17 protein-coding genes are annotated in these 21615 nt (G+C 67.5%); 11 read left to right on the top strand and 6 right to left on the bottom strand.

Translation table 11 applies throughout. The features are described from left to right. The first annotated feature begins 196 nt into the window (after nucleotides 1–196). Complete coding sequence (locus LB310_RS14075; RefSeq protein WP_087190516.1) at nucleotides 197–610, top strand: YbaN family protein; 414 nt, start codon at nucleotides 197–199, stop codon at nucleotides 608–610. A gap of 180 nt (nucleotides 611–790) precedes the next feature. Continuing rightward, nucleotides 791–1612: an arylamine N-acetyltransferase gene (locus tag LB310_RS14070; protein ID WP_096228283.1), complete on the top strand. Its 822-nt coding sequence runs from the start codon at nucleotides 791–793 to the stop codon at nucleotides 1610–1612. A gap of 186 nt (nucleotides 1613–1798) precedes the next feature. Here the strand turns inward: LB310_RS14070 and LB310_RS14065 are convergent, their stop codons facing one another. From LB310_RS14065 to LB310_RS14045, 5 genes are all read right to left on the bottom strand, one after another. Then, on the bottom strand, nucleotides 1799–2986 hold the full coding sequence (locus LB310_RS14065; protein WP_096228282.1) for a histone-lysine N-methyltransferase: 1188 nt from the start codon (nucleotides 2984–2986) through the stop codon (nucleotides 1799–1801). Between the two features lie 32 nt (nucleotides 2987–3018). Beyond that, the gene (locus LB310_RS14060) at nucleotides 3019–3381 is read right to left on the bottom strand and encodes an SURF2 Surfeit locus protein 2 (protein WP_301155258.1); all 363 of its coding nucleotides are present in this window, start codon (nucleotides 3379–3381) and stop codon (nucleotides 3019–3021) included. Nucleotides 3382–3421: 40 nt separating this feature from the next. Next, nucleotides 3422–4216 (bottom strand): iron export ABC transporter permease subunit FetB, encoded by a 795-nt coding sequence (gene fetB / locus LB310_RS14055; RefSeq protein WP_301155257.1) that lies wholly within the window; start codon nucleotides 4214–4216, stop codon nucleotides 3422–3424. Then, nucleotides 4213–4902, bottom strand: coding sequence for an ATP-binding cassette domain-containing protein (locus LB310_RS14050; RefSeq protein ID WP_301155256.1), 690 nt, complete (start codon nucleotides 4900–4902; stop codon nucleotides 4213–4215). Before LB310_RS14050 ends, fetB begins: the two co-directional genes overlap by 4 nt. Nucleotides 4903–5614: 712 nt before the next feature. Further along, on the bottom strand, nucleotides 5615–7000 hold the full coding sequence (locus LB310_RS14045; RefSeq protein ID WP_301155255.1) for a TrpB-like pyridoxal phosphate-dependent enzyme: 1386 nt from the start codon (nucleotides 6998–7000) through the stop codon (nucleotides 5615–5617). Between the two features lie 643 nt (nucleotides 7001–7643). On the opposite strand from LB310_RS14045, the gene LB310_RS14040 reads away from it, so the two are divergent. The 8 genes from LB310_RS14040 (at nucleotide 7644) to LB310_RS14005 (ending at nucleotide 19140) form a co-directional block, all read left to right on the top strand. Continuing rightward, entirely contained in the window at nucleotides 7644–9275 is a 1632-nt protein-coding gene (locus LB310_RS14040; protein ID WP_301155254.1) for an ABC transporter substrate-binding protein, read from the top strand. A gap of 232 nt (nucleotides 9276–9507) precedes the next feature. Then, nucleotides 9508–10527, top strand: coding sequence for an ABC transporter permease (locus tag LB310_RS14035; RefSeq protein WP_301155253.1), 1020 nt, complete (start codon nucleotides 9508–9510; stop codon nucleotides 10525–10527). Between the two features lie 5 nt (nucleotides 10528–10532). Then, nucleotides 10533–11462, top strand: coding sequence for a nickel transporter permease (gene nikC / locus LB310_RS14030; RefSeq protein ID WP_301155252.1), 930 nt, complete (start codon nucleotides 10533–10535; stop codon nucleotides 11460–11462). Between the two features lie 4 nt (nucleotides 11463–11466). Further along, nucleotides 11467–12594 carry an ABC transporter ATP-binding protein gene (locus LB310_RS14025; protein WP_096228274.1) on the top strand — a complete coding sequence of 376 codons (1128 nt, stop codon included), beginning with the start codon at nucleotides 11467–11469 and terminating at the stop codon, nucleotides 12592–12594. Next, nucleotides 12591–13661 (top strand): ABC transporter ATP-binding protein, encoded by a 1071-nt coding sequence (locus tag LB310_RS14020; protein ID WP_301155251.1) that lies wholly within the window; start codon nucleotides 12591–12593, stop codon nucleotides 13659–13661. The genes LB310_RS14025 and LB310_RS14020 overlap by 4 nt, the downstream gene beginning before the upstream one ends. 92 nt (nucleotides 13662–13753) lie before the next feature. After that, nucleotides 13754–16756, top strand: coding sequence for an insulinase family protein (locus tag LB310_RS14015; RefSeq protein ID WP_301155250.1), 3003 nt, complete (start codon nucleotides 13754–13756; stop codon nucleotides 16754–16756). 526 nt (nucleotides 16757–17282) lie between these two features. After that, nucleotides 17283–18059 (top strand): ABC transporter ATP-binding protein, encoded by a 777-nt coding sequence (locus tag LB310_RS14010; protein WP_096228271.1) that lies wholly within the window; start codon nucleotides 17283–17285, stop codon nucleotides 18057–18059. Nucleotides 18060–18210: 151 nt separating this feature from the next. Then, entirely contained in the window at nucleotides 18211–19140 is a 930-nt protein-coding gene (locus LB310_RS14005) for a SufD family Fe-S cluster assembly protein (protein ID WP_087190502.1), read from the top strand. 123 nt (nucleotides 19141–19263) lie between these two features. On the opposite strand, the gene LB310_RS14000 is transcribed toward LB310_RS14005, so the two are convergent. Further along, complete coding sequence (locus LB310_RS14000; protein ID WP_301155249.1) at nucleotides 19264–20226, bottom strand: ABC transporter substrate-binding protein; 963 nt, start codon at nucleotides 20224–20226, stop codon at nucleotides 19264–19266. Between the two features lie 618 nt (nucleotides 20227–20844). Between LB310_RS14000 and LB310_RS13995 the strand changes: the two genes are divergently transcribed. Then, on the top strand, nucleotides 20845–21579 hold the full coding sequence (locus tag LB310_RS13995) for a ComF family protein (RefSeq protein ID WP_278805451.1): 735 nt from the start codon (nucleotides 20845–20847) through the stop codon (nucleotides 21577–21579). Nucleotides 21580–21615 lie beyond the last annotated feature (36 nt).

Genomic DNA, 21615 nt, shown 5'->3' with positions numbered 1-21615 from the left:
CAACGTGAGTTCGGCAGCCGACGCGCTGTTCGGAGTGCGGCGAAGTCGCCCTGCGCCACACGCACGCCCGACACGAGGCCGCCCGTCGGGAAAACCCCGCGGATTCCGCCCGCGGAGCTTGGCGTTCGGTATACTGCTGCCAACGGCGAAACGCCGCCGAGGAGCACCGTCCGCCCACCGCTACGGAAGGACTTCCATGAATCGCCTGCCCCGCCTGCTCATGCTCGCCGGAGCCTGGATCGCCTGCGTCATAGGCTGCATCGGCGTGTTCGTGCCCGTGCTGCCCACCACCCCGCTGCTCCTTCTGGCCACGTTCCTGTTCGCGCGGTCGTCGCCGCGCTGCCACGCGTGGATCGTCTCCACGAAGGTTTACCGCACCTACGTGGCCGCGTTCAAGGAGGCCGGGGGCATCCCCGCTGCCACGAAGGTGCGCATACTCACCGTGTCGTTCGTGCTCATGGGCGCCAGCGCCTTTTTCGTCCGCAAGCCCGTCGTCTGGATCGTCCTGGGCTGCGTGGCCCTGTTCCTGCTGTACCTCATGCTCGTGCGCATCCCCACCATCTCGCTCGAGAACGTGCGCGCCGCCCGCAAGGCCGACGAGGCCGAGTAGGCCGCCGCGCCGGTCGCGTTCCGCCCGCCCTGTCGGCCTGCGCCCGCCCGCCATGCAAGCGGCCGCATCGAGCAAAATGGAAGGCCCATCCCACTTTGCGTGCGTTTTGCGTTATCATTGGCACGTGACGCCTCGGGCGCAGGGGAAGCCCGGGCACCGTAGACCGAACAGGGGAGATCTATGGAAGGCGAATTCGCTCTCGGCGCGCAAAGGACGCGCGCCTACCTTGCACGCCTCGGGCTCGAGCGGCCCGAACGTCCCACGCGGGAGGCGCTCGACGAACTCGTCTACGCGCACCAGTGCTCCATCCCGTTCGAGACCATCGACATGTACCGCTGCACCGAGCCGCCCGACCTGGAGCCGGCCCGGGTGTTCGACAAGCTGGTCGCGCAACGCCGCGGCGGCTACTGCTTCGAGCTGAACGCCTTGTTCGAGGCGCTGCTGGCAAGCCTGGGCTACCGGGTGCGTCCGTGCCTGTGCCGCGCCGTATGCGGGGCCAAGGTGAAAGATCCCATCAACCACCGCGCCGTGCTCGTGGAGCTGGACGGCAAAGAGGTCCTCGTGGACGTGGGCTTCGGCGGGCCGCTGCCCTCGGCCTCGCTCTCGCTCGCGGACGGACAGGAGCAGATCATCCGCGGCGAGTCGTTCACCGCGCGCCGCATCGACGCGTACTGGTGGGCCGTGGATCGCGTGACCGGGGCGAAGAAGGATCTCTACGGCATCGAGGGGCCCTCTCGCATGCAGACCGAGCTGGAGCTGTGCCTGGCAACCGTGATGGACAGGGACTTCGACGCGCTCAACCTTGCCTGCTCCCGTCCGGGCACGGAGTTCCACGACCACCGCATAGCGAACCTGCGCACGCCGAACGGCTACTTCGCCATCTGGGACGACATGCTCACCGTGCGAAAAGACGGCAAGAAGGAGCGCATCCCCCTGCCCGACGAGGCAGCCTTCGCCGACGCCTGCGAGCAGTACTTCGGCTTCCGACCGCACGGGGCGTGAGAAGGCGCGAAAACGGGATCGCATATTGTCGTAGCAAGTTAGCGAGGCCGGCCGTGCCCGAGGTTGGCGGTATTGCGGAGGCGAAGCGTACTGCGGTACGCGAGCCTCCGGGATCGCGGCAAGATCGGGCACCACGGCCGGCCGCAGCGTCGGCAGGTTCCGGCGGCCAGGAGGCCGCCGGAACCCCTAAGCGTTGATGTACACGTAGATGATGCGGATGGTGTCGGCAAGGTTGCCGGACATGTTCGCGGTGGTGTAGTTATAGGACAGCACCGCGGACCACTCGTGGGGCGCGCCGTTCAGGTCGACCGTGCCCGAGAACGAGCAGTTCTCCTTCACGACCCTAGTGCCACTGGAATCCATAGTGGTATAAACCATCTTGTCCTCGGGAAGCACGGCAGAGCCTTCGGCAACAGGAACACCAGCCTCTTGCAATGTTCTTTCTACAACATGATCATTCTGGACGATATCAGCGAAACTCCTCGATCCGTAGCCGAGCGCGGCGGTGGAGGCGGAATAGCCCGCCTGCACGACCTTGCCCTCCTCGTTGAGGCCCAGGTACACCGTGGGCGTGCCCGTGCGCGTGTCGGCCGGCTCGTCGGTCAAAGCCACCGTCACGTCCTTCTTGATGGGGTTGCCTTCCTCGTTCACGTCCTTCGAGGCGGTTACCTGGGCGCCATGGGCGAGCGCAGCCAGGGCCTCGTCCTGGCCGAGGCCCAGCACGGCGGCGAGGTTCGGCGCCTCGGTCTTCTTCGTGGTCTCGGTGGAGGCGTCCTTCGTCTCCTCCTGCTGGATGGCGGTCACCTCCTGCGCGTCCTGCTGCTGCTGCGTCTGCTGGGCGGCCAGCGTCTGGCTCTCGGTGACGAGGCGCCAGGTGAGGTAGCCCAGAACGCCGATGAGCACCACCAGCAGCACGATAACCACGATGAGCACGCGGCGCATGCGGCGCGACTTGCGCATATGCGGGGGCACGTCCGTCTTGTCCTTCTTGCCGTGGAGGCCCTTCGGCGGCTCGGGCTCCAGGGGCGCCTCGTCGTCGAGCAGCAGCGACGGCGTGTCGCGCGGCTCGAGGCTGTCGAAGGCGTCCGGGTACTCGTCGTCGGTGTCGCCCTTGTAGCTGAAGCCGCCGGCATGCGCCGGGCCGCTCGGAGCACCGCCCACCGGGGCGAACGCCTGGGTGAGGCCGATGGCGTTGTCCCGGTCGTCGGCTGGAGCCTCGGGCGCTGCGGCCACCGGGTCGGCGCCGACGGGCGCGAACGCCTCCGTCAGGCCGATGCGCTCGTCGCGGTCGTCTGCGGCAGGGCCGCCGGCATCGGGAATGCGATCGGGATCCGACGGGGCCCCGGATGGTTTGCTTGCAGCGTGTTTTGGCATCGTTCGACCTTCCTGCCTTTGAGGAGAGCGCATCAGCGCATGAAGAAGAAGTAGTATGCGGCGAACCCTACGATGAGCAGCAGCGCCGTAGCCAGCACGGCCTTCTGGGCCTTGGGCATGGGTGCTCCCGAAAGATCTTCGAGCCGCTGCTCGCGACAGGGCTCCTCCGAGGACCGCGGCATCTCGCCCGAGCGGCTGGAAGACGGGTTGCCGGATGCGTCCTCTTCCGCGGCGGCCTCGCCGGACGCAGGTTCCTCGGCAACGGGCGCGCAATCGGGCTCCGGCACGGGTAAGGGGACCGGGCGCGAAACCGCGCGGGCGCCCGCCTGGATGACGACGTCGTCATCATCGTCGGTGGTAACCGTAATATGGGAAAACGCCTTCTCGTCAGCCACGGTGCATTCCTTTCGCGTCTTGCCGATTATAAGGTACGGCCTATCCGCGCAGGCCCTTGTCCAAATAATATCCATCGGGGGCGAAGCGGCGGCGGTACGTGAGGTAGCTCGCCATGACGATGGCGATGGTGTTGGCCGCCGAAAGCATGAGCATGACCACGATCTGGTACTTGGCCGCGGCCAGCGGGTCGGCGCCCGCGAGCAGCTGGCCGGTCATCATGCCGGGGAACGTGACGATGCCCGCCGCCGACATGTTGGCAAGCACCGGCGTCATGCCCGCCCCGATGGCGGCCTTGAGCGAGGGGGCGGCCGCCTCGTGCGGCGTCGCCCCGAGCGCCACGAGCGAGAACATCTCGGGCGCGCGGGCGTCCATGTCCGCGAACAGCCTATCGATGGCCACGGCCACGGCAGCCATGGCGTTGCCCATGATCATGCCCACGATGGGCACGAGCTGCCGCGCGTTGTACCACGGCTCGGCGTGCACGACCCCTTCCACCACGATGAGGCCGATGGCGGTGGAGGACACGAAGAGCGAGACGAACACGGCGGGCACCAGCCCGGGGATGCGGCTCTTCACGCGCGACGTGGCGATCTGCGTGGCGGCGATCACCATGGCCGCCAGCACCAAGAGCACGAGCCACCACGTTTGGAACTCGAACAGGTACGTGAGCAGGAAGCCCGCGGCGAGGAGCTGCACGAAGCAGCGCACCGACGACACGGCGATGCGGCGCGTCTGCCCGAGCTCCAGCTTCCACGACACGAGGCCCGCCACGAGCATGAGGGCGCTCGCCGAGAAGAGCTCCACGTAGCCGATGTCCACCACGCCGTCGGTCACGGGCGCATCCCCTCCCCGCCCGCCGCCGCGAAGGAGAGCGCGCCGTCCGCCAGCGTGAACGTGCCGGACGCGAAGCCGTCCGAGGCGCGGTGGCGGATGCGCAGGCAGGCGGTGCGCGCGTCCACGAGGCTGCGCGTGAGGCGTCCCACCGCGAGCGCGGAGTCGTCGTCGAGCGCCGCGTCCACCTCGTCGAGCAGCAGCACGCGGGGGCGCGTGGCGAACGCTCGCAGGAGCGCCACGCGAGCGGCCTGGCCGCCGGAGAGCTGCGACACGTCGCGGGCCAGGCCCACGTCGGAGAGCTCGGCCGCGTCCAGCAGGCGCGCGAGCTCGTCGTCGGCGGGCGGCTGCGTGCCGGCGTTCACCTTGAGCCTCCACGGGAGCACCAGGTTGTCGCGCACCGTGCCCGCCACGAGCGCGGCTTGCTGCGGCACGAGGCACACCTGGCGGCGCCACTCGGTCGGCTTGAACGCCGAGGAGGGCCGTCCGTCCAGGTAGAGCTCGCCGGAGTCGCGCCCCAGCATGAGCGCGCACGCGCGCAGGAGCGTCGACTTCCCCGCGCCCGAGGGCCCCACGAGGTCGCAGATCGCGCCCGCCTCGAGCGAGAGCGACGCGTCGCGCAGAAGCGGCACGGCTTCGCCGCCGCGACGGTAGGACAGGGCGATATGCTCGGCACGGAAAAGGCTCATGGAACCATGGTAGCACCGTTTCGTCTCATGAGGCGAAACGGTTGCCGGCTAGGATGCAGACGCGCGCCCGAGCAGGCGCGCCGCAGCGGGGCGGGCGGGCGAGCCTAGCGAAGCCCCGCCTGATGGACCCGCTGCACGGCGGGTGAATCCCCGTTCGCAGCGCGCCAGAGAACGCTGCCGGAACCGCAGGCCGCCCTTGCGAGCCTGAAAGGCCGGGATCTGCCGCCGATTCCGGCCCTTCCTGTCAAAAAAGAGCCGGTTTGGCAATCGACAACGTAACGCTCAAAAAGGCGACCTGGCCTTTCTCGAGGCGACCTGTCGAAAGGCGCCTCGAAACGCGCTTCTCGATTGCCAAACCGGCTCTTTTTTGACAGGAAGGACGGTTTCGCGTGACAAAAACACCGGCCTATGCGGAGACAGCCATCACCTGCGCGGCGCGGCTCCCTACCCGGGGCGGCGCCCCTGCTCTTTACGGAGCTCCCGCTCGGTGCGATCCCCGTGCAGTGCGGCGTCCCCCGTGCGAAGCTCGAGCGCAGGGCTCCCGCGTAACGCGACGCAGCTCCCAGCCCAGGCGACCCGCTCGCATGGTGTGGCGCCCCCGACAGGTATCGCGCCCGCTGCCAAGCGGAGAGCGCGACCGCTGCCAAGCGGCCGCGGCCGGTCGGCCGGGGAGGGGGACTCCCCTCCTCCGGCCTCGGCCGAGGGCCGCCTCCTACTGCAGGCCCTCGATGTGCGGGATGGTGGCGAAGCCGGCTTCCAGCTCCTCGTCGGTGGGCTCGTGGTCGACCATCTCGCCCTTGTTGAAGGCGTCGTAGGCCTTCATGTCGAAGTAGCCGGTGCCGGTGAGGCCGAACAGGATGGTCTTGGCCTCCCCCGTCTCGGCGCAGCGGCGCGCCTCCTCCATGGCCTGGTAGATGGCGTGCGCGCTCTCGGGCGCGGGCAGGATGGTCTCCAAGCGCGCGAACTCCACGGCGGCGGCGAACACGTCGGTCTGCCTCACGGCCACGGCCTCCAGGTAGCCGTCGTGCTTCAACTTCGACACGATGGGGCTCATGCCGTGATAGCGCAGGCCGCCGGCGTGGTCGGCGCTGGGCTGGAAGCCGTTGCCAAGCGTGTACATCTTGGCAAGCGGGCACGTCTGGCCCGTGTCGGCGAAGTCGTAGGCGTAGCGCCCGCGCGTGAGCGAGGGGCAGCTCGCGGGCTCCACGGCCACGAAGCGCGTGTCGGGACGCTCGCCGCGCAGCGTGTCGCGCATGAACGGCGCGATGAGGCCGCCCAGGTTCGACCCGCCGCCCGCGCAGCCTATCACCACGTCCGGGTACTCGCCCAGCTCTTGAAAAGCGGCGTAGCTCTCCAACCCGATGACCGACTGGTGCAGCACCACCTGGTTGAGCACGCTGCCCAGCGTGTAGCGCCCTTTGTTCTCGGGGATGTTCAGCGCGCGCTCCACCGCCTCGGAGATGGCCGTGCCGAGCGATCCCGTGGAATCGGGATGCTCGCTAAGCATCTTGCGGCCGATGGCCGTGGTGTCCGACGGCGAGGGCATGACGTTGGCCTTGAACGTCTCCATGATGTTGCGGCGGAACGGCTTCTGCTCGTAGGAGCACTTCACCATGAACACGTCCAGGTTGAGTCCGAAGTGGTCGGCGGCCTCGGCGAGCGCCGTGCCCCACTGGCCCGCGCACGTCTCGGTGGTGATGCCCGTGAGCTCCTGGGCCTTGGCGTAGTAGGCCTGCGCGATGGCGGAGTTCAGCTTGTGGGAGCCGGACGTGTTGTTGCCCTCGAACTTGTAGTAGATCTTCGCGGGCGTGCCCAGTGCGCGCTCCAGGTTGTACGCGCGGCATAGCGGCGAGGGCCGGTAGATGCGGTACATCTCCCGCACGGGCTCGGGGATGTCGAAGTAGGCCGTGTCGTCGTCGAGCTCCTGCGCCACCAGCTCGTCGCAGAACACGGGCGCGAGGTCCTCGGGGCGCGCCACGGCGCCGTTCGGCAGCCGGATGGGCTCGGGCTTCTCCGGCATGTCGGCCCGCAGGTTGTACCACTGCGCGGGGATCTGGTCTTCTCGCAGGTACAGGCGGTGCGGCGCGTTCTCGGTCATGATGGTTCCTTTCACGTTGCTGCGGCGTCCCCGCCGCGGTTCATCCTCCGTCCGCGCAAACAAAAAGAGCCCCCGGATCTCCGAGGGCTCTTCTGTGTATGCATGCGCGGAACAGAAGCCTATGCGAGACCCGGGATCAATGCCTTCTCTTCCACCACCACGCGCCGACGGGCAACGTGTTGGGCACGCTGTCGGCGAAAGCTGCGGTGTGGGCGGTTGAGGGCATTGCGGCCTTTCTTCGGTCGGGCTTTCCGGGTCGGACGAAGCATAGCACCAACCGGGCGGCCTTGGGAAGGGGGCAATCCCGATCGCGGCAAGCCGCTCGGCGCGCAGGCCCTCTTGCGGCCCTACCGCGAGCGGGCTGGCAGAGCAGGCTCCGCAGGCGCGCCCTCGCGTAAGCGGCCGGCCCGGCAGCGAGGCCCTCCGCCCGCCGCCCCTTCCGCTGCCTTTCGGGGGCCAATTGGTGCGCTCGGCAGATTAATATCGCGTTTCGGGCGGTTTTGTTGCGCTTCCTTACGCTTTATTGTAATAAAGTATACGGATACGCGACGGTCGCCGCAGGATGCGACGTACCGCGCGCGAGCTGAAAGCTCGAAGGAGGGCCCCGCGACGCGCGGGGTTTGAGGGAAGGAGACATACCCCTATGGAAAGCAAGAGTGCGTTCAGCAGGCGTCAGTTCATGGAGCTGCTCGGCGTGTCGGCGGCAGGCTTCGGCCTCGTCAGCATGGCAGGCTGCGGCGGTGGCGACGACGCCAAGAAGGACGAGGGCGCGGACGCCCCCGCCGCCGGCGGCACGGCCGACACCATCACGTACAGCCTGACGGCCGACCCGCGCGCGGTCGACCCGGCGTACTTCGACGACGGCGAGTCCGCCGTGGTGTCCTGCAACATGTACGAGGGCCTGTACCAGTACGGCAAGACCGACGCGAAGGTGTCGCCCTGCCTGGCCAAGGACCTGCCCGAGATCTCCGACGACGGCCTGGTGTACACCATCAAGCTCAACGAGGGCATCAAGTTCCACGACGGCACCGACTTCAACGCCGAGGCCGTGAAGGCCTCCATCGAGCGCCAGCTCGAGCCCAACCGCAACTCCGACATGCCCTACGCGTCGTTCGTGTTCGGCGAGGAAGAGGCGGACAACGGCGTCGCGAGCGTCGAGGCCGTTGACGACTACACGGTGAAGATCACGATGCGCGCGGCTTCTGCCCCGTTCGTGAAGAACCTCGCCATGGCCCTGGCCTCCCCCATCGTGGCGCCGAGCGCCATCGAGGCGGCCACCGACGGCCAGGCCATCACCAACCCCGTGGGCACCGGCCCCTACAAGTTCGTCGACTGGACGAAGGGCGCTTCGGTCACCCTCGTGGCCAACGAGGACTACTGGGGCGAGGCTCCCAAGACGAAGAACCTCGTGTTCAAGATCATCGCCGAGGGCAACACGCGCCTGACCTCGCTCATCAACGGCGAGTGCGACATCATCTCCAGCGTCGACCCCGCATCGGCCGACCAGATCGTCGACAACGGCTTCGAGCTGTTCTCCGAGGACGGCATGACCATCAACTACATGGCGTTCAACACCGAGACCGGCAAGTGCACGGACCAGGAGGTCCGCAAGGCCGTGGCCCAGGCCATCAACGTCGAGGAGATGGTGAAGTCCATCTACGGCGACTACGCCACCGTGGCGAACTCGGTCATGCCCACCTGGATGGCCCCCTACACCAAGGACGTCAAGCAGACGGCCTACGATCCCGAGGCCGCCAAGAAGACGCTGGCCGACAAGGGCATCACGTCGCTGCAGTGCATCACCTACACCACCGCCCGCCCCTACAACCAGAAGGGCGGCAGCGACCTGGCCAACATGATCCAGGGCTACCTGTCCGCCGTGGGCGTGGAGCTGAGCATCACGCAGTACGACTGGACCACCTACAAGACGAAGGTGCAGACGGACCCGTACGACATCTGCTTCTACGGCTGGACGGGCGACAACGGCGACCCGGACAACTTCATGAACCTGCTCGCCGACACGAACTGGTCCATGAACGTGGCCCACTGGCAGGACGACGAGTACAAGGCGCTCATCGCCGAGGGCCTGAAGACCCCCGATGGCGACGCGCGCGACGCCATCTACCTGCAGTGCGAGGAAATGGTTGCCGAGAAGCAGCCGTGGGTGCTCATCTCCCACTCCAAGAACCTGCTGGGCTACAGCCCCAAGGTCAAGGACTTCTACTACCATCCGACGGGAGTCGTGTTCTTCAAGGGCGTCTCGAAGGAAGCGTAAAGGCTGTTCCCCGGCGCCCGCGAGGGCGCCGGGTTTTCCCTGTGCGGCCCGCACGTCGTATTCTCGTCGCGTGCGGGCCGCACTTGCGCTACACTGTCATCCGGTCGTAAACGATCTGATGATCTGCACGCCAAGGACGGTTTGGCGTGCCCGAAGCCGGGGGCCACGGGTCTTCGGCTTCGTTCCTGTATTCGTTCGGATAACGGAGCAGGACAGGTAAGAAAGGGGCTTTATGCTCAAGTACATCCTCAAGAGAATCCTCATGGTGATTCCCGTTTTGCTGGGTGTTACGATCATCATCTTCCTCATCACGCGCGTGTTGGCCCCGGACCCGGCTCCGGTGGTTCTGGGCGAGCACGCAACACCCGAGGCGATGGCGACGTGGCGCGCGGACAACGGGTTGGACGATCCCATCTGGATGCAGTACATCAACTTCATCGTGGGCGCCGTGCAGGGCGACCTCGGAACGTCCTACTACACGCACCAGCCGGTCACGGCCGAGATCGCCGCACGCTTCCCCGCCACGGCCGAGCTCGCCATCTGCGCCATCATCGTGGCATCGCTTCTGGGCGTGGCCCTCGGCGTGCTGGCGGCGGTGAAGAAGAACAAGCTTGCCGACAACGTGAGCATGGTGGTGGCCCTCGTGGGCGTCTCCATGCCCATCTTCTGGTCGGGCATCCTGCTCATCCTGCTGTTCGCCGGCATCCTGCACGTGCTGCCTTCGAGCGGGCGCGTGACGCCCCTGCTCCAACCCACCGGGGGGACGGGCTTCTTCATACTCGACACCATCATGCGGGGCGACTGGAAGGCGCTGGGCGACGTGCTCGTGCACCTCATCCTGCCCACGGTGGCGCTGTCGCTGTACTCCATGGCCATCATCACGCGCATGACGCGCTCGAGCATGCTCGAGACGCTGAACGCGGACTACATCCGCACCGCGCGCGCCAAGGGCCTGAAGAAGGGCACCGTGAACATCAAGCACGCGCTGCGCAACGCCATGCTGCCTATCTCCACGGTCATCGGCCTGCAGTTCGGCAGCCTCCTGGGCGGCGCGCTGCTCACCGAGACGGTGTTCGCCTGGCCGGGCATCGGCAAGTTCGCCGTCGACTGCGTGCTGAAGAGCGACTTCCCCGTCGTCCAGGGCATCGTGCTCTTGGTGGCGGTCATCTTCGTGATCATGAACCTTGTCGTCGATATCGTGTACGCCTACCTTGATCCCCGCATCAAGTACGGCGCGAAGGAAGAGGGGTGATATCGATGGGAAAGAAGCAGAAGCTCGCAACCGAGCCCGCCGCCGGGATCGTCTTGAACGGCGGGCCGGCCAAGGAGAAGCGCGAGAGCATCTGGAAGGACGTGTTCGCCGGCATCGTGTCGAACAAGGCGTCGCTCGTGAGCGGTATCTTCATCCTGCTGCTCATCATCATCGCGCTGGTCACGAAGTTCGTGCCGAGCGTGCTGCCCTACGACCCGTACGCGCAGAACCTGAGCGAGTCTCTGCTCGGGCCCTCGGCGCAGCATTGGTTCGGCACCGACATCCAGGGCCGCGACATCTTCTGCCGCGTGCTCGTGGGAACGCAGATCACGCTGACCGTGGGCCTGGCCGCCGTGGCCATCTCGCTGACGGTGGGCGTGCTCCTGGGCTCCATCGCCGGCTACAAGGGCGGCAAGGCGGATACGATCATCATGCGCATCATGGACATGATGCTGGCCATCCCCTCCATCCTGCTGGCCATCGCCATCATGGCGGCCCTCGGGCCCGGCATCGAGAAGGCGGTCGTGGCCATCGGCCTGGTGTCCATTCCCGAGTACGCGCGCATCGTGCGCTCGGAGATACTCTCCATCAAGGAGAACGACTACGTGGCCGCAGCGCGCGTCGTGGGCGACTCCAACGCCGCCATCATCTTCCGCCACGTGCTGCCGAACGTGCTGCCGTCCATCATCGTGCGCGCGACGCTCGGCATCTCCACCGCCATCCTGGATGCGGCGGCGCTCGGCTTCCTGGGCCTGGGCGTGCAGCCTCCGGCGGCCGAGTGGGGCGACATGCTGGGACGCGGCCGCAACGAGCTGTTCCGCGCGCCGTGGCTCATGATCTTCCCCGGCATGGCCATCACGCTGACCGTGCTGGCGTTCAACCTGCTGGGCGACGGCATCCGCGACGGCCTGGACCCCAAAGCAAGGAAGAGGTGATCGCATGCTGTTATCGGTGAAGAACCTCTCCACGGAGTTCCCCGTCAAGAAGGGCATCGTCAAGGCCGTCGAGGACGTGAGCTTCGACGTGGACGCCGGCGAGATCCTGGCCATCGTGGGCGAGTCGGGCTCCGGCAAGTCCGTGACCAGCCTCTCGGTCATGGGCCTCCTGGCCGAGCCGGGGCACGTGGCCGGCGGCTCGATGGAGTTCGAGGGCAAGGACCTGGTGACGCTGTCCGAACGCGAGTACCGCGAGCTGCGCGGCAACGACATGGCCATGATCTTCCAAGAGCCCATGACGTCGCTCAACCCGGTGTACCGCGTGGGCAAGCAGATCGTGGAGGCCATCCGCACGCACGAGAACGTGTCGAAGAAGGAGGCGCGCGAGCGCGCCATAGACATGCTGCGCAAGGTGGGCATCCCGAGCCCCGAGAAGCGCATCGACGACTACCCGCACCAGATGTCGGGCGGCATGCGCCAGCGCGTCATGATAGCCATGGCGCTGTCGTGCAACCCGAAGCTGCTCATCGCCGACGAGCCCACCACGGCCCTCGACGTGACCATCCAGGCACAGATCCTCGATCTGCTGCGCCGCCTGCGCGACGACACCGGCATGGCCGTGCTGCTGATCACGCACGATTTGGGCGTGGTGTCCGAAACGGCCGACCGCGTGGTGGTCATGTACTGCGGCCAGGTGGTGGAGGAGGCCGAGGTGCGCACGCTGTTCGACCATCCGATGCATCCCTACACGCTGGGCCTGCTGAAGTCTATCCCCCGCCTGGAGGACGACGACTCGAAGCGCCTGTACATGATCAAGGGCATGGTGCCGAACCCGCTGGAGATGCCCCCGGGCTGCCACTTCTCCGACCGGTGCGACTCCTGCATGGACATCTGCCGCGAGAAGATCCCCGACCTGGTGGACGTGGGCGGCCACAAGGTGCGGTGCTTCCTGTACGAGAACGCCGAAGGCCAGGCCAAGAGCGCGGCCGCCATCGCCGAGGGCGAGGCCGAGGCGCATGCCGACGCCGAGGCGGCGCGCAACGTGGAGACGGCCGAGGCGCTGCTGGCCGGCGAGGAGATCCGCGAGGCAGAGCTAGAGGAACTTGAGAAGAGCGAGGAGGCGGGCCGATGAGCGAGAGCAACGGGAACAAGGCCGCTGCCGCCCAGCCGCAGGCGGGCGCGGACGTGCCGTCCGCGCCCCAGCAGGATATCCTGCTGGACGTCCAGCACCTCACGAAGCGCTTCGCCGCCGAGACGAACTTCTTCGGCAAGGCCACTTCGCACGTGCAGGCCGTGGACGACGTGAGCTTCCAGATCCGCCGCGGCGAGGCGTTCGGCCTCGTGGGCGAGTCGGGATGCGGCAAGACCACCGTGGGCAAGATGCTGGTGAACCTGCTGAAGCCCACGTCCGGCAAGATCATCTTCGACGGGCACGACCTCACGGCCATGAAGCCCGCGGAGCGCAAGGCCTACTGCAAGGACATCCAGCTGATCTTCCAGGACCCCTATGCGTCGCTGAACCCGCGCATGCGCATCGGCGACATCATCGCCGAGCCCATCCTCACCAACAACATCCTGCCGAAGGACCAGGTAGAGGATCGCGTGAACGAACTGCTGGAGTGCGTGGGCCTGGCGAACTACATGCGCAACCGCTACCCCCACGAGTTCTCGGGCGGCCAGCGCCAGCGCGTGGGCATCGCTCGGGCGCTCGCCGTGAACCCGAAGCTCATCGTGTGCGACGAGCCGGTGTCGGCGCTCGACGTGTCCATCCAGGCTCAGGTGCTGAACCTGCTGGACGAGCTCAAGGAGCAGTTCGGCCTCACGTACCTGTTCATCGCCCACGGCCTGAACGTGGTGAAGCACGTGTCCGACCGCGTGGGCGTCATGTACCTGGGCAAGATGATGGAGATCGCCCCGAAGAAGTCGTTGTACGCCGACCCGCTGTCGCCGTACACGCAGGCGCTCCTGTCGGCCATCCCGTCGGTCGACCCGGCCACGAAGCGCGACCGTATCATCCTCGAGGGCGACGTGCCCAGCCCCATCGACCCGCCGCCCGGCTGCCGCTTCGCCGGCCGCTGCTTCGCGAAGGTCGAGGGCTGCGACGAGGTCATGCCCCCGCTGGTCGAGGTGAAGCCGAACCACCAGTGCGCCTGCCACCGCTACGACGAGGGCGGCCCGGGAACGGCGGTCATCGACTAGTCAACCGATAGTATGGAGGCCCTGCCGGGCCTCCTTTTTTTGTGCGACAATGAGCGGAAACGCAACGCTGCCACGAGGAAAGCGAGCCACCCATGGAACTCTCACCTAACGACCAGCTGCACGGGTTCACCGTGCTCACGCGCGAGGAGCTGCCCGAGATCGACGGGACGGCATACGTTCTCTCTCACCGGAAGAGCGGCGCGCGACTGCTCTACCTGGCGAACGACGACGCCAACAAGGCGTTCTCCATCGCGTTCAAGACGCCGCCCGCCGACGACACGGGCGTGTTCCACATACTGGAGCACTCGGTGCTGTGCGGCTCGGACAAGTTCCCCGTCAAGGAGCCGTTCGTGGACCTGCTGAAGAGCTCCATGCAGACGTTCCTGAACGCCATGACGTTCCCCGACAAGACCCTGTATCCCGTGGCAAGCACGAACGACCAGGACCTGATGAACCTCGCGGACGTGTACCTGGACGCGGTGCTGCACCCGGCCATCTACCATAAGCGCGCCATCTTCGAGCAGGAGGGCTGGCACTACGAGCTGGCCGCCGACGCGGAGGCCGACGAGGGCGACTCCATCGCGGGCGACCTCGTGGCGGCGACCGAGGCCGAGGACGGCCAGGCGGAGCTCGTGCTCAACGGCGTGGTGTACAACGAGATGAAGGGCGCGCTCTCCGACGCGAACTCCGTGCTCTACGACGAGCTGCAGGCGGCGCTGTTCCCCGACACGGCCTACCGCTTCGAGTCGGGCGGTACGCCGCGTGCCATCCCCGATCTGACCTATGAGCAGTTCCTGGACGAGCACGCGCGCCACTACCGGCTGGACAACAGCTACCTCACGCTGTACGGCGACGTGGATCTGGACCGCATGCTGGCGTTCTTGGACCGGCAGTACCTCTCCCCCGTGGCCGACGAGGAGGCCGCCCGCGCTGCCGAGCGCACGGCAGCCGGCAGGGCGCCGCTCGAGCCGCACGCCCTGGAGGCCCAGGCGCCCGTGGTGGCCGAGCACGTGGTGCGCGACATGGACACGGCCCCCGAGAACGCCTGCGCGGGCCTGGGCTACGTCATAGGCGACGCTGCCGAGCGCACGCGCCTCGTGGCGGTGGACATCCTGCTGGACGCGCTCATGGGCAGCAACGAGGCGCCCGTGAAGCGCGCGCTGCTCGACGCCGGCCTGGCCGACGACGTGCAGGCATTCGTGGCCGACGGGATGCTGCAGCCGTTCGCCGTCGTGCAGCTGCGCGGGTCGAAGCCCGGGGCCGCCGAACGCTTCCGCGCCGCCTTCGAGGGTGCCCTGCGCGCCGTAGCGGAGCAGGGCATCGACCGCACGCTCGTGGAGGCGTCGCTCTCGCGCGCCGAGTTCGTCATGCGCGAGCGCGACTTCGGCATGGCCGACGGCGTGGCGCTGTCCATGACGGCGCTTTCGGGCTGGCTCTACGACGACGAGATGGCCACGACCTACCTGCGCTACGAGGACGACTTCGCCCTGCTGCGCCGCGAGCTGGGCACGGGCTACTTCGAGCGCCTGATGATCGACGTGTTCCTGGAGAGCGGCCACTGGGCGTTGGCCGAGGTGCGGCCGCTCGAAGGCGACGAGGACGCCTACGAGGCCGAGCGCCTGCGCGCCGCCGAGGCCGCCATGGGCCCCGAGGACTTCGCGCGCGTGGCCGACGAAGAGGCCGAGCTGCGGCGCCTGCAGACCGAGCCCGACGCGCCCGCGGCGCTCGCCACGCTGCCGCGCCTGTCCGTGGCCGACATCGGGCCGGCGCCGGTCGAGCCCTCCTACGGCCTGGCGGAAGGCACGCCCGTGCCCTGCCTGCGCCACGACATCCCCACGCGCGGCATCGCGTACGCCTACCGTTACTTCGACCTGGGGCGCGCGCGCTTCGAGGACCTGCCCTACGTCGCCGTGCTCGCGCTCGTGCTGGGCAAGCTGGGCACGGCGCGCCACACGGCCGCCGAGATCGACACGCTGGTGAACGGGCGGCTGGGGAACCTGTCGTTCTTCACCGAGGTCCACGAGGGCGAGGGCGGCGCGAACGACCTGGCGCCGAAGCTGGTGGTGGGCGCGAGCGCCCTCGCCGAGAACGTGGAGGCCGCCTGCGAGCTGCCGCTGGAGATCATGTTGGAGACCGACTTCTCCGACGCCGGGAAGATCAAGGACGTGCTGCAGCAGCGGCGCATCGGCATGGAGCAGGGCTTCGCCGCAGCCGGCCATGCGGCCGCCATGGCGCGCGTGGCATCGTACTACCTTCCCGCCGGCATCGTGCGCGAGCAGGTGGGGGGCGTGGACTTCTACCGCTTCCTGAAGGACCTGCTCGCGCACTACGACGAGCGTGCGGACGATCTGGCCGGCCGTCTGGCCGAGCTGGCGGGACGCCTGTTCGTGGACGACGGCTGCACGGTGAGCTTCACAGGCGCCGACGACGACTTCGAGCGGTTCTGGAGGGCCGGGGCCGTCACCGGGCGCACGGGATCCTCCGAGCGTCCGCTGGCCGTGCCCGCGCCCGCCGTGCGCAACGAGGCGTTCATCGTGCCCACCGACGTGTGCTACGCGGCGCAGGGCTTCGACCGCCGCGCCGACGGCGCGCCTTACACGGGCGCTTGGCAGGTGGCGGCGCGCGCGCTGTCCTACGACTTCCTGTGGAACGAGGTGCGCGTGAAGGGCGGCGCCTACGGAGCCGGCTTCGGGGCGGCGCGCACGGGCAACCTGCGCTTCTACTCCTATCGCGACCCGCATCTGGACGAGACGCTGGCGCGCTTCGCCGCCTCGGCAGCCTGGCTCGAGGCGTTCGACCCGAAGCCCGAGGCCATGGAGGGCTACGTGGTGAGCACCGCGGCGGGCTTCGACGCGCCGCTCAAGGCCCGCGCCCTGGCGCGCCGCCAAGACGGCGACTACTTCGGCGGCCGGACGCCCGAGACGCGCCTCCAGACCCGTGAGGAGATGGTTGCGGCCGACCCGCAGGCCGTACGCGCGCTGGGCGCCCCCCTGGCCGACGCGGTGGCGCACGACGCCGTATGCACGTTCGGCAGCAAGGACATCATCGAGGCCTCCCGCACCCCCTTCGACGTGGTCGACCTGCTGAACGAGTAACGATGCGCTTGCAACGCGGCTGAGGCGGGCGCTGCAAGCGCTCTTCCGCAGCACGGCCGCGGCGTCGCTGCGACGAAACCGCACCCGAGATGCGCTCCAGCGCCCTAACGCGCTGGAGCGCATTTTTTTCAATCGCTCGTTTTTTCGTGCATCGTTTTTTCGATCGCCCGGTTTCGCGCGCCCGCTTTTTCCACGCGGTCGTTCGGTGAACCTGTGGCTATTCCGATGTTCGAATTTCCAGTGTGCGGGCACACGCGATGTTTCACGTGGAACATTTGTACGTGCTTGGTGCGACCTTGCGCCTTTCGAGCGAATAAATAAGACATTCATGCTTCCGTTCCAGGCTTTAAAAGCTAGAATTAACGATTGGAACGAATCGGCGCATGAGCGGGTTCTTCGCGCTGCCGCCCAAGGGGGCGCGGCGCGCCGTCCGAGGGGGTTTCGGGCACCGCGCCTTGACGTCATGCACCATAAATGGTAGTAATGTAGTATCAATTAGTGGAGGAAGAGACGGAGAGCATCTGCCATGTTGGAACTGAAGAACCTCACGTTTGAAGTACCGCTGTCGGAGGGCGCAAAGGAGACGAAGCGCATCATCGACGACCTCACGCTCACGATCCCCGACGACCGCTTCACGGTCATCACCGGCCCGAACGGCGGCGGAAAGTCCACGCTCGCCAAGCTCATCATGGGCGTGGAGCAGCCCACGGGCGGCCAGATCCTGTTCGACGGCGAGGACATCACGCACCTGTCCATCTCCGAGCGCGCCAAGAAGGGCATCGGCTACGGCTTCCAGCAGCCCGCCCGCTTCAAGGGCATGAAGGTGAAGAAGCTCCTGGACATCGCCGCCGGCAAGAAGCTGCCCATGCTCTCGTGCAACGAGTACCTGGCGCGCGTGGGCCTGTGCTCGGCGAACTACCTCACCCGCGAGGTGGACAAGAACCTCTCCGGCGGCGAGGTGAAGCGCATCGAGATCGCCACCATCCTCGCGCGCGACCCGAAGCTGGCAATCTACGACGAGCCCGAGGCGGGCATCGACCTCTGGAGTTTCGACCGCCTGACCGAGACGTTCCGCGACATCCACGAGGCGCGCGACGGGCGCTCCATCGTGATCATCTCGCACCAGGAGCGCATCATCCAGCTGGCCGACGAGATCGTGCTGCTGAAAAACGGCCAGGTGGCCGAGACGGGAACGCCCGCCGAACTCATGCCGAAGCTGGGCTTCGTGGCAAAGGGCATCCCCGGCTGCTCGTTCACCGAGCCGCCCGAGCTGCACCTGACCGAGATCCCCACCACCTGCTAAAGAAGAGACAGGGTTTCCGTGGCGAGTCGTCAGAGCCGCGAAGCACCGAGGAGCCTAAAGCTAAGCGGCCTTAGGGCCGTGTGCGAAGGCGATGAGGGGCTGAACGGCTAGGCGGCCGCCACGGGAAGCCGTCAGGAAGAAGGAGGCCATCATGGCTGTTGATTTGTCCCCCATCGACGAGAGCCTGCTCGCCGAGATCGCCAACATTCACGGCATGCCGAAAGGCGCGTTCAACATCCGCAAGGACGGGCAGCTCGTCGAGCGCCATTCGTCGGCGAACATCGAGATCGCCACGAAGACGGACAACCCCGGCATCGACATCCGCATCAAGGCCGGCACGAAGGGCGAGACGGTGTACATCCCCGTCATCGTGACGCAGGCGGGCTTGAAGGACGTCGTGTACAACACGTTCTACATCGAGGACGACTGCGACGTGACCATCATCGCCGGCTGCGGCATCCACAACGAGAGCCACCAGGCCTCCGAGCACGACGGCATCCACACGTTCTACTGCGGCAAGAACAGCCACGTGAAGTACGTGGAGAAGCACTACGGCGAGGGCGCGGGCACCGGCGAGCGCATCCTGAACCCGGTGACCAACGTCATCATGGAGGAGAACGCGAGCTGCGAGATGGAGCTCACGCAGCTGCGCGGCGTGTCGTCCACCGTGCGCGACACGAACGCCGAGCTGGGCGCGGGCGCGAAGCTCGTGCTGACCGAGAAGCTGCTGACGCACGACGACCAGGTGGCCACCTCGAACATGAAGGTGGAGCTCAAGGGCGACGACTCCAGCGTGCAGGTGATCTCGCGCTCGGTGGCGCAGGACAACTCCAAGCAGGTGTTCAACCCGCTCGTGATCGGCGAGGCGGCCTGCCGCGGCCACGTGCAGTGCGACGCCATCATCATGGGCAAGGCGAAGGTCACGGCCATCCCCGGCATCGAGGCCGCGAGCGAGGACGCGCTGCTGGTGCACGAGGCCGCCATCGGCAAGATCGCCGGCGACCAGATCATCAAGCTCATGACGCTCGGGCTCACCGAGGAGGAGGCTGAGCAGGAGATCCTGGAGGACTTCCTGAACTAGCCTCCCCGTCGCGCACACGGCGTGCGAAGCGCTTTCCCGAGCGATTGGATAGTCTACCGAATGAAAAAGCCCGCATAAGCGGGCTTTTTCATTCGGTTTGGGAAACGGGTTCCTCGACAAGGCTTACGCCGTGGGCCGCACGGCGTTCCTGCCGGCGTTGCTCTCGACGTTGCCCTCCTCGTCATCTTCGGCAGCAGGCGCATTCTCGCCGCCGTCCGATTCGTCACCGCTTGTCTTGGACTCGTCCGTCTTCGCCGAGGAGGCGCCCGTCGTGAGCGGGAGCGACGAGGCGTCGATGTCCGCGCCCAGCCACTTCTTCTCGATGACCGACACGATGCCGCCGTCGGTGAGCGCAGCGAGCGCATCCTTGACGGCCGCCTGCAGCTCGGTGTTCGCCTCGAGCATGCCGACGCAGTAACCGCCGGGCTGCTGCATGAGCGCCACGATCTGCGCGTCGTAGCCGCCGCTGTGGGCCGCGTACATGCCGATGACGGCATCGGCCGCCACGTACTGGGCGGAGCCGTCGGCAAGGGCGGCGAACGCGCTCTTCAAGTCGTTCTCGGACACAAGCGCGTCCTGGCCGAACTCGTTGGTGACCTGCCACGAGCTGGTGGAGGACACCTGGGCCGCGATCTTGGGGGACGACGCCTTGGTGGGCACCGTCGCATTCGCCGAGGTGGAGAACAGCGCCACGCCCTTCGGCAGGTACGCCGGCGACCTCCAGAACGGCACCTCGATCTCGGAGCCGATGCCCATGGCCACGTCGACCTTGCCCTCCTTGAGCGCGGCCTCGGGATCGGTCCCCACGTCCACTATCTCCAGCTTCAAGCCCAGCTGGTCGGCCAGCGCCGCGGCCACGTCGACGTCGATGCCGACGATCTTCGACGAGGACGAAGGCGAGCCGGCCAACGGCGGCGACCCCGCGTTCACGCCAACCCGCAACGTGCCGCTCTTGCCGATGGCAGGCGACGACACCGTCGCGCTCTTCTCGGGAGGGGTGTAGCTCTGCTGCGACGAGCATCCTGCCAGCACCATCGCCAGGCAGGCGGCTGCCGCGCAGCATACGAGCGCCTTCATACGCTTCATTTCCGGTGTGCCTCCATCCGCTGTTTCTCTCTCAAAGCGCCCCTTTCGACTGACCTAGTCTTTGCCCCCACACTCGCGCACCGGGGCCCAGCTCCCACCGGTTACCCTCTCGCCCGTCGCGGCCGTATGCCGCGTCATAAGTAAACGGGCGGTGCGACTTACCTCTAGGATGCGCCATGATCGCCTCCCCGACCAGGTCGGTTCGACTTACGTGGATCCTTTCGACCGCATCTGCCATGGACTAGGGATAGACGTCCCGCAACTACAGACTCGAAAGAAGCACCGTTCAGTTTAGCAGATAGGGAAAACGCCCGGAAGCGCGGCGCGCAGAATCGCACGACAAGAATCGCCGGAAGCATCCGAAAGGGCCCGCCCCTGCCCGCGGAAGGTTCGCGAAAACAGGCGGGCCGGTGTTGGGGTCGCGCAGGGGAACCCTGTGTGCAGGATCGGCGCCGGACGTGCCCGCCTGCGCAAGATCCGCACGACCGACGGGCAAGGTCCGCACGGCGGGTCGGCAAGGCGGGGACGGTGCCCGCGCCAGGTTCGGGCAAGGCCCGGGCGGCTCGGCGACGGCGGGAATACGGTCGGCGGGCAAGGTTGCGGCGCTATGCTCGTAATATGCCCCTCGCAGTCGACAGAACGCGCCTCTACGTCCGCGGTGCCGCCGAGGCCCTGGCGGAGACGTTGTGGCCCACGCGCTGCGCCGTGTGCGACGCGCCCGGCGAGGTGCTGTGCGACGCCTGCCGAAGCGCCCTGCCCTATCTGGATTGGTGGCGTGCCTGCCCGGTGTGCGGGGCGCCGTTCGGGCGGGTACAGTGCAGCGAGTGCAACCCCGTGGTGCTCGGGCGCGCCGGGCGCGACGGGGTGCCCTACGACGGGTGCGCGAGCGCCGTCACGTTCGGCGAGGCGCCCGCGCGGATCGTGCGCACGTACAAGGACCAGGGAGAGCGCCGCCTGGCCGAGCCCCTGGCCTGCCTCATGGCGCGCGCCCACCCTCCCTCCTGGCGGCCGGAGGCGGTGGCGTTCGTGCCGGCCACGTCCGCCGCGCGCCGGCGGCGCGGCTTCGACCACGCGGAGCTGCTGGCGCGCGGCCTGGCACAGCAGCTGAACCTGCCCGTGGCGGCCCCCCTCGCCCGCCCGCGCACCCGCGACCAGCGCGCGCTCTCGCGCCGGGCGCGCCTCGAGAACACGGCCGGCCGCTTCGAGGCCCTGCCCGGCGCCACCGTGCCGGGGCACCTGCTGCTCGTGGACGACGTCTGCACCACCGGCGCCACCCTGTTCGACGCCACCGATGCCCTGCGCCGCGCCGGCGCCGCCCACGTCTGGTGCCTCACGTTCGCCCGGGTGTGGTAAGCCGCCCCTGAACGCGAAAACAGCGGACCTTCCGAT

Origin of the sequence: Gordonibacter sp. RACS_AR49, from assembly GCF_030418435.1 — a bacterium.
GTDB classification, from domain to species: domain Bacteria; phylum Actinomycetota; class Coriobacteriia; order Coriobacteriales; family Eggerthellaceae; genus Gordonibacter; species Gordonibacter urolithinfaciens.
The sequence above is the reverse complement of the archived record's forward strand: the minus strand, read 5'-3'. Positions and strand labels throughout refer to the sequence as shown.